Here is a 14,850-nt window from a genome sequence, read left to right on the forward strand (position 1 = left end):
CAAAACGCCCCCTATAAGCGCTTAACCTGCTCCAATGTTTCTTTCACACGTAGTTCTTGTTCTCCCGTCAAAGGTAGAATTGGAGAACGCGGATAGCCTCCTGGCAAGTTCTGAAGATTTAGTGCGGCTTTCACAATTGCCTGCGGAGAGCCATACTTTGCAGAAAAATCAGTGTTAAACCAGGATTGAAAAAGAAATTGATCCTGTCTACCATATTTTATTGCCTGCTTATAATCTCCATCCCAAATAGAATTATAGAAACCCGGATGCACGTGACCGAGTACGGCTCCTGCTCCCATTGTTCCATCTGCACCATGATCTACCGTCATAGAGATACCCAATTCATTCATAGGAAAACCAAAATAACGAATCTTATCTTTAACAGCAAAAAAACTAGCAAGAAATTGATTCATATTTGGTGTAGAGTTTTTGATAGCGACAACCTTATCAATATCTGCTAGACGTCCTATCAATTCCGTATTCATATCCACATTGGTTCCTCTTGGCCAATTGTATACACAAATCGGTAATGGAACATGATCGCTTATGTATTGATAATAGGCTACTAACTCCTCATTTGTCGGTACAATATAGGGTGGAGGCGCCACCAGAATCCCATCCAGCTTGGCTTTTTCCGCCAATCCTGCATGACGTACCACTTGTTCTGGAGTGTAAGCTGTACATCCTGCTATAATCGGTATATCACCATTTACTACCTCGGCAGCCACCCGAAATAACTCCTCCATTTCTTCAGTGGTTTGGCTGAACCATTCTCCTGTTGTTCCATTGATAACTAATCCGTGCATTCCCTCATCAACCAGCCACGTTAATAATGACTTCCACCCATCCCAATCAACTGTCCCATCCTCGTGGAATGGTGTTGATATGGCAGGCATATATCCTTTCCAATTAACCGTGTGTCTATCCAAAAAATCATCCCCTCATATGTACATATGCTGTGTACAACGCTGCAAATCATTTACTTTCAATTCAAGCAATTACCGAGAACTTACATATAAAAATTGGACTGCTTCGTCCGTTTTATTAATCCAGTTATGTGGAACAGTTGATTCCATATGAATACTTTCACCTTTGTTTAATGAAACTTCGTCTTTCTCAAAAATGACAGTTAGTACCCCGTCAAGAACAAATATAAATTCTTGTCCACTATGTGGCATTGGCCTAACGCCTTCTTTTCGTGGTTGCAGGGTAACCATTGTAGGCAAAAATGTTTGATTTGGGAATTTCCCCGAAAGATCTTCATAAGAAAAATTTGAAACAACCTTTCGTTCCTCTAATGCACCCTGTTTATTGATTGCAATCTGCTTCATGTTCCTATCTTCTGTCTCTGAAAAGAAAAAACTAGGTTTAACATCTAATGCCTCTGATATTTTCATTAATGATTCAATCGTTATCGAACATTTGGAGTGTTCTACCTGAGATAGAAAACTAATGGATAAATCTGTTTTTTCGGCAACCTGTTTTAATGTCATTTTCTTCCCTTTTCTTAATTCCTTCATGCGTATGCCAATATTACTCATATCTTTACTCCTTTCGGTTTACACAAACTTTTACCGAATTAAATAGAATGTTTCTTGTCTAGGTGTTAGATAATCTGCTCCATCATTATAAACAGCGATTGGCTGCTCTAAGTATATAAAGGTTTCTTGTTGCCACTCCGGAATATATGCTTTGATGTTAAATTCCAAAGCATATGCAGAATTACTTACAACTTCAAAATCTCCCTTAAATGGAATACTTTTCTGCTGATCGTATAAACCGATATAGGGTCCCGCTTCATGACAATGCACACCAATTGGATGTGAATACAACATCGCCTGGATATTCTTTTGCTTTGCCATTGTAATACTAGTTTCAAATACCTCGTTACCAGTTGTACCTGCGACCATGGTTTTAAGTACAATGTCTTCCATCTCTAGTGCCTGCTTAAATGCATCTAATAACCCCTGTGGCGCATTCGTTTCCCCTTGCTTTAGTACATAAGCAAGCTGCTGGGTATCCGTCGACAGTCCAAGATATTCTAGTCCAAAATCCAGATGTACAATGTCTCCTGGTAAAATGATCGCTGGACTTAGACGATCCACTTCGCATCCCTGCCTTTGAATATCGACAGTAGGATAGAATGATGTATTTAAACCAAGATCACGTACGCTTTGTCTAATCCAATGTACGACATCATCAGTAGAAGTAATACCTGGGACAATCACTTCGTTTGAAATTGCTTGTTTTGCAAGATTATTCGTTAAATCAGCAAGAAATGGATAGGCCGTCATTTCTTCTTCTATTCTTTTCAAAAACCAGTGCGTAACAATATATTCCGAAGAAACCAATTTATCGGAGTATGACCCTATTTCTTCTATCAGCTTCTGATGAAGACTATGCGTTAAACCATCAGCAACTGCAATGTGATTGGAATGATTGATTGCAATTTTATCAGGTTGTTTTTCTTCAATAAGCTTACGTAATCGTTCCCATTGTGTTTCACTTGATCTGTTCCAGATGAATTTATAAAGGGTATTCATATCTGGATGGGTAGATCCAATAAAATAACGTTCCAATTGACCCGAAGTTTTTTCTAAATAAAAAATATAGATAGCTAGTCTTCCAGAAGTATCGTGAATACAAGGCGTAATTGACTTAACAACAGGGTCCTCGTTGTATTCTTTGCTGACAACAATCCACATAGGGATTCCAGCCTTTTCCATAGCTTCGAATAATATTGTATCTAAACGTTGTCCTAGCCAATCATCTTGTATATTTTCTTGCTGTTTCAAAGGTAAAATATTAAGTGACCGATTCGCTTGATGAGCATTGAACATGATTATCCCTGCCTTCCTCCATTATTTGTAGATGCCAATCTATGGATAGTTTTTGCATATATATTAATCCAATCTCTTATCACGCTTAGCTCGACATGTTCGTTTACTTCATGCGCATTTAGCGGCTTACCAGGTATTAGTGCACCAAATGCCACGGTATTCGGAAATGCGCGGGCATACGTTCCACCTGCAATGGACTGAGGTAATTCATTACTATCAAAGTAGTCATTATATATGGATAGTAGCTGCTGAATAAATGTACTATCGGCTGGAATATAGATTGGGTCTTTATGATCAATAATTTTCCAATTGAATGATGTTGCACTTAGAGTTTCTTTCCATTTCGTACTTAGTCTTTGCAACGTGTAGGTGGAGGGATAACGAACGTTTGCTATACATGTAGCTTGAGTACCATCCCACTCCAATACACATGTCGCCAGTGTAAGTTCACCCGAAACCTCGTCAGACACTTTACTCCCTAAGCCGCTCCCAAGTGTATCTTCTAAAAAGGTTTCATAAAAATGAATGACTTCCCAAAAACCATCTGTTTCAGGCAATATCTGCTTCAATTTCTTTATTAATATATGAATTGCATTTTTTTCAGCCACAGGTGCACTGCTTGGTCCATCTTCACCTACTGCTTTTATCATAGCATTCCCATCTATGTCTGTGCTGACTTGAATAAATGGACCACTTCTTTCAAAAAGCTTTTTCCCATCTATTTGATTCGTATTTAGATATGCAGTTGCACTACCAGGTGTCATGTTGTATTTCTCACCCGCTTTGACTAATGAAACAACAGAGGGCGCGTCCATTTTTTTATGAAAACGAATGGTTGCAATCCCTTTTTCACTATTGGTTACTGGAAAACAGCCATCTGGAGTAAAAGCAAATGTTGGGGCTTTTTCATATTTATTATAGTAATCTATATCTTCCCAAGTACTTTCTTCATCCGTGCCAATAATTAGACGAACTCGTTTATTCCAGGACACAGATAGGTTCTGGAGTAATTTCATCGCATACAATACTGCAATTGCTGGCCCCTTATCATCCAATGTCCCCCTACCCCATATTGATCCATCAGCAATATGTCCTGAAAATGGTGCATATGTCCAACTGTCCACTTCACCAGGTGGAACAACGTCAATATGAACAAGTATTCCTAACTCGTCAACACCAGTACCCATTTCCACAATGCCTGCATATCCATCTAGATTGCGTGTTTGAAAACCTAGATCTTTTGCTTTTTCTAAAAAATAATCCAATGCTTTTTTTATTGGCTCACCAAACGGTGCGTGTGCAGTAGGTGCCGATTTAACACTTGGAATTTGGATTAACTCCTGTAAATCATTCAGACATGCTAAAAAAAGCGTATCATCCACTTGGATTTTCATTATTGCACTTCCTTATTTGTTAACTTTAATATTACTGTTACTACTGTTACGAATAAAATCAGGCTGACCTTTTTACATCATGAATGTTTTAGGTCAGCCCTACTACAGTTAAAAAATGAAGGACTACTCCATTTGGTATATTTTATTTTTCAATAGAACCCCACTTAAATTGAATACCTCCCAATGCTGTTACTGCGACGTCTTTGACATAATCCTTGTTAATCCATACATTAGTATAGAAATAAACCGGGGCAATCGGCATCGCATCCATGAGAATTTGTTCAGCATCACGCAATATTGCTTTTCGCTTCGTTGCGTCTGTTTCTGTTCTGGATTCGTCTAACAATGCTGTATATTCATCATCTACCCATTGAGAGAAGTTACTGCCACCTAAAGTACGGAATGTTTCCAAGAAGTTAATGGCATCATTAAAATCAGCCGACCATCCCATACGTCCTGTTTGAAAGTCTCCGTTGGTCATTTTATCAAGAAATACATTCCACTCGGTATTGTCCAATTCTACATCAACACCTAGATTTTCACGCCACATTTCTTGTACTGCTTGTGCTAGTGCAGCATGAGATTCACTTGTATTATAGGATAGTTTAATAGTAGGGAGTTCATCAAGGCCTAACTCTTTCAACCCTTTTTCCAGATACTCTTTTGCTTTGTCTATATCTTTATCCTCAAAATATCCTGTTTGATTTTCTTCCCAGATAGATGGTGGCACAAATGCCATTGCTGGTTGCTGCTCACCCTTCGTAATATTTTGAACAATACCTTCTCGGTCAATTGCCAAGGTAAATGCCTTACGAATATTTACATTATCAAATGGGGCTTCCTTTAGATTAAAAACATAATAATAAACTCCTGCTTGCGGAGAAATATTTAACTCACCGCTATCCATTAAAGAAGGAATAGCCGATAAAGGTAGACTACCGTTTGGTGAACCTGCCCAATCCAATTCTCCATTGTTATACATGTTCAATTCCGTGTTCTCGTCTTCAATCATGTAAAAGTTGATTGTTTCAAGACTTACTGTATCTGCATCCCAGTATTCCGGATTCTTTTTAATTACGACTTGGTCTTTATGCTTCCATGAATCCAAAAGGAACGGACCATTTGTTACATAATCATCACTAACATCTAATGACCAGTCAGGTGCGTTTTCGACCACTTTTTGATTCACTGGATAATACGTATGAAACGCTGTTAAATCTAAAAAGTATGGGGTTGGCTGTTCCAATTCAACAATCAATGTTTTGTCATCTTTTGCTTTAACCCCTACTTCTTCAGTAGAAACTTCACCATTCTTTGCTGCTTCTCCATTTTTAAGATAATAAAGCTGATATGCATAATCCGTATCGGCATTATCAGGATCTAGTACCCATTTCCATGCATATTCAAAATCTCCCGCAGTAACTGGATCTCCATTCGACCAAGTGGCACCATCACGAATGGTAAAGGTATATGTTGTTTGGTCATCGGATACATCAATTTTTTCCGCCATTGCTTCTTCTACGACACCATCTTGATTAATCCGAGTTAACCCTTCGAAGATTTGGTTAAGCACAGCTGTAGAAGTAGTATCTGTTGCAAGTCCTGGATGCAAGGATGGTGGTTCACTTCTAATATTCATGTTTAATACCTGTTCATCAGAAGAACCTTTCCCATTTTTTCCATTCTCATTTGTTTCTTTTGACTTTCCATCCTTATCATTACCGCCACATGCGGCAAGTAAAAAACTTAAAATCAAAATGGAAAATAATAATCCAAAAAACTTCTTTTTATTCAATTCGACCCCTCCTACAATTTTTTATAAATAATTGACTTTACAGAAAATTATCTATTTAGGACATCTTACTACATACCAACAATAATTTCAATATACTTAAATATTATTTTATATTTTTAAGTATCACTTAAATTACTAAATATAATAATCTATATTATTGGTTATTTATCCATTAATTCTTTTAAAAAGGATTTCCACCAATTTAGTCGAATATAAATGTATTGGAAATAAGGAGGGTTTTAATGAAAAATTTGATAGAGGAAATTAATAATAACTTATCAAACAAAAATTATTTATCAGCCTTGGCGTTGACATTAATACTCCCAGATATTTGTGCAAAAATAGAGTACCCAGAACTAATAGGTGGGAAGTATAATCGCAAGAGATACGAACGATGGTATAATGAATTTATCTATCCATATGAATTATGTCCAATAGAAAATAACCCCTACAAAGAATGGGTTATGGATGGATTTGCGGTATATAAATTACGTTGTAATCTTTTGCATGATGGTTCTACTGATATAAATCAAGAAGTAATTGAGAAAAAGAAAATTTAAAATTACCAAAGTTATAAGTTCATTTTAACAAATAATTTTAATAGTTATAGCCTGTTGTGGGCAGAAGAAGATAAGGAAAAGGCTCCCAGTATAACAGTGAAAATTGGTATAGAAGATTTTTGTAAAAAGATATGTGCAGTAGTTGAAAATCATTATTTAAAAAAGTATCCCGACTTGAATCTAAATAATGAAGTAGTTATTTTCGATTTTATAGATTAGCATCTCACATGAGGTGCTTATTTTTTTGAAAGCAATTGTTATTTATACTAACTGCTTTAAAAAAACAATAAAAAACACCCCCATACAATAAACAGTTTAATAGATTTCCCTGTCTACTATAATAAGAGCGCTCATGGTCCTTATGGTTCTAAATATATCTTTTCTGTATGGGATTGGTTGGCTTCTTCCCAGGTGATTTTTACGTATACTTCGCTGTTTTCTTTTGGTTTGTCTCCGAAGTCGCCGAATGTCCAATCGTCTTCAATCTTGGTATCCATTACCTCATCTTCTGCAAAGCCAAGTACGGATTGCCCGTTGATGATGAATTGGATATTTCGTAAAGTGACTTCTCCTTTGCCCTTCCAGTACAACGTTCCTACCCATTTGTCGTTGGGTATGCCGGCTGGTGCATAGATCACTTTCCATTGCTTGTCCGCTGATTTGCCTTGCCATTTTTCAGAAGCAGAGAAGATTGCCACACTAGATAATGCCAGGACGGCAGCTATTGCGATGATACCGACGATTATCTTTTTCATGTCATGCCCCTTTTCGAATGGGAATCCTATCTTTATTTTGAACGAACAGAATAACCGATGCCGCTCCATGCTGAAAGGCTTTTTTAAGCAACGTTATTTGACTTCGTCGTCGTTTGTCTCTTCCTGTTTACATCCTAAATCAATTCCGTATAAAATTTGCAGCGGTCTCCGCGTACGATGGATTTACAGAATTCTACGGGTGTTTTGTCAGCATCATAGGCTACTCTTTCCAGTAGTAAGGCGGGTGAGCCAACTTCTACCTCCAGATACTGTTTTTCCTCTTCCCGGATCAGGATGGGTTCAAAGGTTTCTTTTGCGGAGTTGACGATGACGTTAAAATAGGTATGCAATATATCATATAATGGCGTTTGGCTGACGAGCTGTAGTTTTGCTTCGTTATCAATCATGCTTTTTGGTAAATAGGATACTTCTAAAATAATTGGTTCTTCATTGGCGTAGCGGAGTCGCTGCAGGGTGACGACTGGTTCGCCTTTTTCGATTTGTAATTCTTTTGCGACCTTATGGGATGCTTCAATGGTTTTCACATCCAGGACGACATCATGCGGCTTTAAGCCTTTCTTTTGCAGGACTTGGCTAAAGCTGTAAAAGGCGGATAAGGATTGTTCTATTTTCGGCATGCTGACGAAGGTACCTTTTCCTTGGATGCGGTAGAGCGTTCCTTCCTGAACCAGGTCTTCAATTGCTTTTTTGGCGGTATTTCTGCTGACATCAAATTTTTCGTATAATTGGTTTTCCGAGTAAATCTTGTCTCCAGGTTTCCAGATGTTTTTATCTATTTTCTCGATGATATGTTCTTTTAGCTGCTGGTAGAGCGGCACAAAACTCGAGGGATCTAGTTGGAATTTATCCATATTATTATGTTCTCCTTCATCCATATTCTTGTTTTCCATGCTGCGGGCAATTCTTCACCGATGTATTACTTTAAATTATAGTATAGTACAGGATGCCTATGAGCGCCTACTGTTAAGCTATGATGAAGTTGTTTTTGCGATTGGATATAGCAAGACCTCCCTGTGTGCGGCTTACCACAGGGAGGTCTTGATTCATGATGATGGGATGTTATTGTGCTTCCCACTTCGCGATTAAATCATTTGCTTGGCTGTCCAGTGTGTCGAATGCATCGGCTGTGATGGATTCTTCTTCCTGGAAGTGGTTCATCAGCTGTTTAAATCCATTCATATGCTTGATGACTTTCTTCGCATCTTCCTTGGATTCATAGTGTTCTACTGCTGTCAAATGCATCGTTAGTGCACGGGCTGCAGTTTGATCGATTGCGCCTGCTTCCGCTAGTTCTTCTACTTTTGACTTGATGACGGATGCGCTGATGTCTTCGCTGTCTCCATCATCGGGGTCTAGCACATTGCCGATCTCTTCATTGGTATCAAAGGATGTATTCAATAGAACAGATCTCGTAATCTCTCCGTCAAATGTTACATCTTCTCTTGCTTCCAATGTAATCGTTGCGACGACCTGATTTCCTTCAAGTGTTGTTTGTTTCCCTTTGTTAGAGAATGCCGCCATGATGCGTTGGCCATTACGTTTGGAATAGTTCAACATATGTTCTGTCGCATCTGTTGCACGAATTCCATCGCTCACTAATTTGAATTTGCTAGTGTCAACGGTTAGCTCTAAACCAAAGGCATTGATGTCATGCAGGTCATTCCCAAGGATGTCTACGGTGACTTGCTCACCTTTCTTCAGCTCCAGCTTGTCTGGTCGAACGTCCAAGGAGCCTTGAATATCTTCCCCAGTTGCTTCGAGTGGTTCATCACCTAATTGACCAGCTACATACATCAAGTCATAGGCATCGATGACACCGTTATAGTTGATGTCACCTTTTTTCACTTGATCCCAAGCGCTGTCAGATTCATCGACTCCCATGTAGCTTGCGAAGAAGTTCAGGTCATCCTCCCCGATTGCTCCTCCTGCCCCATCGGAAATGTTTTTACCGACTACCCAGCCTTCTGTCTTGTCTTTCTTATACGGACGGAACTCCCTGGCGGAACCGAATTTTCCTACACTGTCGGTAATCGTTATTTTGATGTATCTTGCATAGACGGTTTCGTCAAAATCGATTGTTTTCGTTTCGTCGTTACGGGCAAAGGTGCCGTCTTTGACGATGTTTTTATACGTTTTCCCGTCTAGGCTGACGTCCAAATCGTATTTCAGAATCGTTCCATTTGCTGCGCCTGTTCGTGGTACATATTCGAACTTATCCAGGTCATAGGCGAGCTTCATGTCAATTTCAAAGTCCATCGGCAAGGTTGGGTCGTTCCAGTCTGAGTGCCACTGTGTATTTTCATCCCCATCGATTGCCTTCTCCGGTTCTTCACCTGGCTGATAGCTTGTCGCTTTAGCCGTCATGTTTTCGGGAACATTTCGGTAAGGGTCGAGATCTGTTTTGACCGTTAATTCGTCACTCCACTCCGAGGCACCCTTCGTATTCACGGCTCTTACTTTGTAGCTATATTCCGTATCATATTTCAGATTCGTGTGTAGATAGAATGGTGTTTCATCCTGTTTCGTGAACACATTGCGATGGATCATCCCATCAATCATTAATTCATACTGAACATTGTCACCTTCTACCTCGTCCCACTGTACCTTAATCTGGTCAGCGGTGATTGCTGCTTCATCTGCTTGCAAATTAGCAGGAGTTGCAGGTACTTCTTCATCGATTACTTCGTCTGCCGGCGTGTTGCTGAAGCCATCCACTGTTAAAGTAACCTGATTTTCGGTAATATCTGTTTTGCCTACTTTTACATATAGTTTTGGTGTGGTAATGATTTCTGTTTCTTCAAACTCCGAGCCTTCTGTGGAATACTTGTTCAGATTAGGTGCTTCATTATAGAAGTACACATTATCTGAAGCTGCAAATTCTTCTTCAGATGTCACAGCAGTCAATTCCACTTCTTCACCACCGATTGTTACGGTAACATTTTCAGGCTTTTCCAGTGTATTGACGATAAACTCTGTGCCACGTTCTTTTACCATACCGTCATAGCCGTTTCCTTCTGCTTGATCCACCGTAATGGTAGCTGTGCCATCTGCTTCTACAGAAGTAATGTTCGTCCTCATGTTCTTATCTTCTTTGTATGCTACGGTTTCGCCATCATCTTCGTACAATGTAAATGCTGATTCACCGGATGGGTAGACATCAAAGATTCTGTTTTCAGAGCCATCCAGCTCGCCTGGTGAGTTGTTTTCCGGTGCCATCGGAATAATTGCGCCAGCTTTTACAAATACAGGTGTCTTCCATAGTGGTGCTTCAAAGTTATGAACCACCGCGCCACCTTTGTATTGTTCACCAGAGAAGTAGTCAATCCAAACCTGATCTTCGTCTGGCAGATAAATTTCGTTACGTACGCCTGCTTCATGGTCGCTTTCCTTGTAAACAGGTGCCACGAGCAGATTAGGTCCCCACATGTATTGGTACTGTGTTTCTGTACCATACGTATAGGCATCCTCAGGGTATTCCAGCATCATACCTCTCACCATTGGCATGGAATCCGTCGTAGATTCTTCTGCAAGTGTGTAGTTGTATGGCAGCATTTCTGCTTTCAGCTTCAAGTACATGCGGTTGATGGATGCATATGGCTCGCCATAGTTCCAAGGGTTCTTCTCATGGGTATAATCATCTCCACCAGAAGCCCAGCCATCCATGTCCAGCTGTAATGGTGTGAATGCTTTCCACTGGAAATCTCTCGTTTGAATGACTTTGTCTCCACCGAAAATACCGTCCATATCTGAACCGATATTCGGGTTACCAGATAATCCTGCACCGATATATGTTGGGATATGCATCCTGATATATTCCCAATTTCCGCCGTACTGGTCACCTGACCATAGGCCTGCATAGCGCTGTGTACCTGCCCAACCGTTCAAGGAAACAACGAATGGACGGTCTCCACCAGAGTTTTCAACTTTTTGAATTCCTTCTGCAGCCATGCGCTGGGCATCCAAAGCCATGGAATAACCAGGGCCAACCCATGCCACGTCTGTCTTAATACCTCTTACACCAGCTTGTACTTCACCATCTAAATCACGACGTAGTGGATCATCTTCCGGAAGGCTTGGATCTGGCTCAAGCGTACTCTCTGTCCAAAGTGCTGTTTTTACATTTTTCTCTGCTGCTGCAGTTGTAAAGTCTTCAAGATTGTCCAAGCCACTATACCCACAACCATAGCCATCATTCGGCGCGAACCAGCCTAGTGGCATATCATTGTCAACATAGCGATTTAAGTAATTCAAGCCATCTTCCATGAGCGTTCTATTGTCGCCATGTCCATTATGCTTGCCATTAAAGCAGTCTAAATGCCCAAGATAGAAAGCGAATTTTGGCAGCATGGCCGGCTTACCGGTTAATTCTGTGTACTCCCCAATAATTTCAGGAAGAGAATCTTCGACAAAGTAATACGCATCAAAGCGATCTTCATAGTGTTCAAATTTTGCCGTTTCGGAAAAATCATAGAAACCGGCTTTGAATGTATTACGCATCACGCCATAGCCATCTGTACTCATGTAAAATGGCACGGGACTGGATGCTGCTCCCGCATCCCAGCCGCCACCGACAGAAATGTTGATAGATTCATTTTTATGGGAATAGTAACCATTTTGCTGACCACCACCATAAAAATACTCATCCTTGTCTGTAGCTAGCGTTTGTACGGTTTTATTGCCTTCATGCTTCAGTGGAATTGCTTCTTCCCAAAGCACTTTCGATTGGTTTTTATCATATAAGCTCATTTTTGAGGTTGCTTTATCAATTTGGAGCTCGACCGCTGCTGTGGAAATCTTATGGGTCTCATCGTCTTCAGTGATTTCAACAGCGATATCGCCATATTCTTCTTTGTATTCGTTTTCATTTTTATCAATAATGGTTGTGTCATGGTCTTCACTATTTGGTTTCGGTGTATCAGGGAACTTCTTCTCCGGATCTAAATGAAGTCGGAATAGATTATCCTTTAGGAAAGTAACCTTGATCCCTTCACCAGTGGACAAATCAATATAGACATCGCCATCTTCCTGGGTAATCTTATCTACTGTACCAATGACGCCCTCTTCTTGATCTGCGTTCACACTGTCCCCACTAAGTGCTACGATGGGAATCACCATGAGCAGTAAACCAAAGGCAAAAATCATTACTAATTTTTTTGAGGAATTAAGTTTACTCATACGATTTCGTAACATATAAACCTCCACATGAATTTTGTCATTATGTTCTGCTTTGTGCTTATTCTAGGCCGGTAAATTTTGGTTGGTGTTTGCATTGTCTTCGGTGGTTCGAATGGCTTCGGTGTTCGGGTGTTGCTGGTGGTTCTGGTTATGCTGGTTATGCTGGGTGTTTGCGTGCCCGTTCACGTGTTCCGCGTGTATTGGGTGGTTCTGGCTGTTTGTGCGTTCCGCGGGTAACGAGTGATTTGGGTGTTGCTGCCCGTTCGCGTGTTCCCAGTGTAACGGTGGTTCGGGCGGTTCTCCCCGTTTACGTGTTTCCGGTGTGCCGGGTGGTCTGGGCGGTTCTGCCCGTTTACGTGTTCCCGGGGTGCCGGGTGGTTCGGGCGGTTCTGCCCGTTTACGTGTTTCCGGTGTGCCGGGTGGTTCGGACGGTTCTGCCCGTTCAAGTGTTCCCGGGTGCCGGGTGGTTCGGGCGGTTCGGCCCGTTTACGTGTTCCCGGGGTGCCGGGTGGTTCGAGCAAGTTCTGCCCGTTCACGTGTTCCCGGGGTGCCGGGTGGTTCGGGCGGTTCTCCCCGTTTACGTGTTTCCGGGGTGCCGGGTGGTTCGGGCGGTTCAGCCCGTTTACGTGTTCCCGGGGTGCCGGGTGGTTCGGGCGGTTCTGCCCGTTTACGTGTTCCCGGGGTGCCGGGTAGTCTGGGCGGTTCTGCCCGTTTACGTGTTCCCGGGGTGCCGGGTAGTCTGGGCGGTTCAGGTGATGTTCCATCACTTCCTTTCTAAGCGCACTTCAAAGACAAATTTTTAACTGGGTTGGCAACCAGATTTAGCGCTTTGTTTGAAATGAAGGCCGGTTTAAGCTTGTGGTTCATAAGCTGGCGCTGTGCCGGATTATGAGTTTGATGGTGATTGAGCTGCTTAAAACCGGTTTGGTGAAATTTGTCATTAAAGTAGCATATGTATTCCATCTACCGTCCTATCATCTCTAGTTTATGATTATGGGGTTGATGGGTCAACCCGACCAATGCCTTATTTATCGTCCATATAAAGTACCTTGTCCGAAGATGGAACTACTACATATGGACTACTGGTGTGACAGTTTTTACAAGTTGGGGGATGGTATTTGGAAGGGATGAGGATGAAATCGGCGGGGGCCGATTTCTATGTCTTTGATGGGTGGGATGGGGTGCGATTGTTGGTGATACTACCAGGTTAGGGGAAGAGATTTTAATGGATGGAGTGGGGTTGGGTTGGGGTTGGAATCGGCGGGGCCGATTCCTTCTTTTGGATGTTTTTTGGCTGGGGGACTGCGCGAGTTTTGGCGTTCGGTGCGCGACTTGGCAGGATATTTAGGGTTGGGGTTAGATAGATAAGGGGGAAATCGGCTTGAGCCGATTTCTTCCCTCTTGATGCATGCGACTTCAGGGTAAAGGTATGCGACTTTGGCATCAACCTATGCGAGTTTAGTGTTGAGGCATGCGACTTTGGACTAAAGGTATGCGAGTTGGAGGCCAAGTCATGCGACTTTTACCCAAACCCATGCGAGTTTCTGGCCAAATTAGGCGAAGAGTTTTTTTGTTGAAATGGGGGTGGAATCGGTGGTCCGATTCCTTCTTTTGAATATTTTTTGGCTGGGGGACTGCGCGAGTTGGGGTGGTTGATGCTCGACTTTGACTCATTGGCGCTCGAGTTTGGGTGGTTGGTGCGCGACTTGGCAGGATATTTTGGGTTGGGGTTAGATCGATAAGGGTGAAATCGGCATGGGCCGATTTCTTCCCTCTTGATGCATGCGACTTCAGGGCAAAGGTATGCGACTTTGGCATCAACCTATGCGAGTTTAGTGTTGAGGCATGCGACTTTGGACTAAAGGCATGCGAGTTGGAGCCCAAGTCATGCGACTTTTACCCAAACCCATGCGAGTTTCTGGCCAAATTGGGTGAAGAGATTTTAATGGATAGAGTGCGGGTGGAATCGGCGCGCCGATTCCTTCGTTTGACATTTTCTTCGGCTGGGGCTGCGCGAGTTGGGCTCGTTGGCGCTCGACTTTGAGCGATCGGTGCGCGACTTGGCAGGAGATATGGGGTTGGATCGATAAGGGGGAAATCGGCATGGCCCGATTTCTTCCCTCTTGATGCATGCGACTTCAGGGTAAAGATATGCGACTTTGGCATCAACCTATGCGAGTTCAGTGCTGGGGCATGCGACTTTGGACTAAACGTATGCGAGTTGGAGGCCAAGTCATGCGACTTTTACCCAAACCCATGCGAGTTTCTGGCCAAATTGGGTGAAAGTTTTTTATTAATTGAAATGGGGTT

Annotated in this window: 10 protein-coding genes; 2 read left to right on the top strand and 8 right to left on the bottom strand. The window is 41.8% G+C overall.

The annotated features are described in order from the left end of the window. Positions 1-11 precede the first annotated feature (11 nt). The 5 genes from DX933_RS16190 to DX933_RS16210 all read right to left on the bottom strand — a co-directional run bounded on the left by DX933_RS16190 (position 12) and on the right by DX933_RS16210 (position 6,029). Entirely contained in the window at positions 12-929 is a 918-nt protein-coding gene (locus DX933_RS16190; protein ID WP_123317472.1) for a dihydrodipicolinate synthase family protein, read from the bottom strand. A gap of 69 nt (positions 930-998) precedes the next feature. Further along, complete coding sequence (locus tag DX933_RS16195) at positions 999-1,541, bottom strand: helix-turn-helix domain-containing protein (RefSeq protein WP_123317473.1); 543 nt, start codon at positions 1,539-1,541, stop codon at positions 999-1,001. A 30-nt stretch (positions 1,542-1,571) separates the two neighbouring features. Further along, positions 1,572-2,840: a M24 family metallopeptidase gene (locus DX933_RS16200; protein WP_123317474.1), complete on the bottom strand. Its 1,269-nt coding sequence runs from the start codon at positions 2,838-2,840 to the stop codon at positions 1,572-1,574. Positions 2,841-2,842: 2 nt separating this feature from the next. Further along, positions 2,843-4,234: a Sapep family Mn(2+)-dependent dipeptidase gene (locus DX933_RS16205; protein WP_123317475.1), complete on the bottom strand. Its 1,392-nt coding sequence runs from the start codon at positions 4,232-4,234 to the stop codon at positions 2,843-2,845. A 142-nt stretch (positions 4,235-4,376) separates the two neighbouring features. Continuing rightward, a complete protein-coding gene (locus tag DX933_RS16210; RefSeq protein WP_123317476.1) occupies positions 4,377-6,029 on the bottom strand; it encodes a peptide ABC transporter substrate-binding protein in 1,653 nt (550 codons plus the stop codon). A 242-nt stretch (positions 6,030-6,271) separates the two neighbouring features. On the opposite strand from DX933_RS16210, the gene DX933_RS18670 reads away from it, so the two are divergent. Further along, positions 6,272-6,589, top strand: a complete 318-nt coding sequence (locus DX933_RS18670) for a hypothetical protein (RefSeq protein ID WP_223806010.1) — start codon at positions 6,272-6,274, stop codon at positions 6,587-6,589. A gap of 359 nt (positions 6,590-6,948) precedes the next feature. On the opposite strand, the gene DX933_RS16220 is transcribed toward DX933_RS18670, so the two are convergent. The 3 genes from DX933_RS16220 to DX933_RS16230 all read right to left on the bottom strand — a co-directional run bounded on the left by DX933_RS16220 (position 6,949) and on the right by DX933_RS16230 (position 12,555). Then, entirely contained in the window at positions 6,949-7,344 is a 396-nt protein-coding gene (locus tag DX933_RS16220) for a hypothetical protein (protein ID WP_123317477.1), read from the bottom strand. A 134-nt stretch (positions 7,345-7,478) separates the two neighbouring features. Next, positions 7,479-8,216: a GntR family transcriptional regulator gene (locus DX933_RS16225; RefSeq protein ID WP_123317566.1), complete on the bottom strand. Its 738-nt coding sequence runs from the start codon at positions 8,214-8,216 to the stop codon at positions 7,479-7,481. A 208-nt stretch (positions 8,217-8,424) separates the two neighbouring features. Then, the gene (locus tag DX933_RS16230) at positions 8,425-12,555 is read right to left on the bottom strand and encodes a discoidin domain-containing protein (protein ID WP_123317478.1); all 4,131 of its coding nucleotides are present in this window, start codon (positions 12,553-12,555) and stop codon (positions 8,425-8,427) included. A 1,214-nt stretch (positions 12,556-13,769) separates the two neighbouring features. Between DX933_RS16230 and DX933_RS18765 the strand changes: the two genes are divergently transcribed. After that, positions 13,770-13,904 (top strand): hypothetical protein, encoded by a 135-nt coding sequence (locus DX933_RS18765; protein WP_263363204.1) that lies wholly within the window; start codon positions 13,770-13,772, stop codon positions 13,902-13,904. Positions 13,905-14,850 lie beyond the last annotated feature (946 nt).

This window comes from Ornithinibacillus gellani (genome assembly GCF_003730295.1).
GTDB lineage: Bacteria > Bacillota > Bacilli > Bacillales > Amphibacillaceae > Ornithinibacillus_A > Ornithinibacillus_A gellani.

Coding starts and splice junctions, on each gene's coding strand:
- DX933_RS16225 (WP_123317566.1), bottom strand. CDS start 8,216: ATGGATAAATTCCAACTAGATCCCTCGAGTTTTGTGCCGCTCTACCAG.
- DX933_RS18765 (WP_263363204.1), top strand. CDS start 13,770: ATGGAGTGGGGTTGGGTTGGGGTTGGAATCGGCGGGGCCGATTCCTTC.
- DX933_RS16205 (WP_123317475.1), bottom strand. CDS start 4,234: ATGAAAATCCAAGTGGATGATACGCTTTTTTTAGCATGTCTGAATGAT.
- DX933_RS16200 (WP_123317474.1), bottom strand. CDS start 2,840: ATGTTCAATGCTCATCAAGCGAATCGGTCACTTAATATTTTACCTTTG.
- DX933_RS16220 (WP_123317477.1), bottom strand. CDS start 7,344: ATGAAAAAGATAATCGTCGGTATCATCGCAATAGCTGCCGTCCTGGCA.
- DX933_RS16195 (WP_123317473.1), bottom strand. CDS start 1,541: ATGAGTAATATTGGCATACGCATGAAGGAATTAAGAAAAGGGAAGAAA.
- DX933_RS18670 (WP_223806010.1), top strand. CDS start 6,272: ATGAAAAATTTGATAGAGGAAATTAATAATAACTTATCAAACAAAAAT.
- DX933_RS16230 (WP_123317478.1), bottom strand. CDS start 12,555: ATGTTACGAAATCGTATGAGTAAACTTAATTCCTCAAAAAAATTAGTA.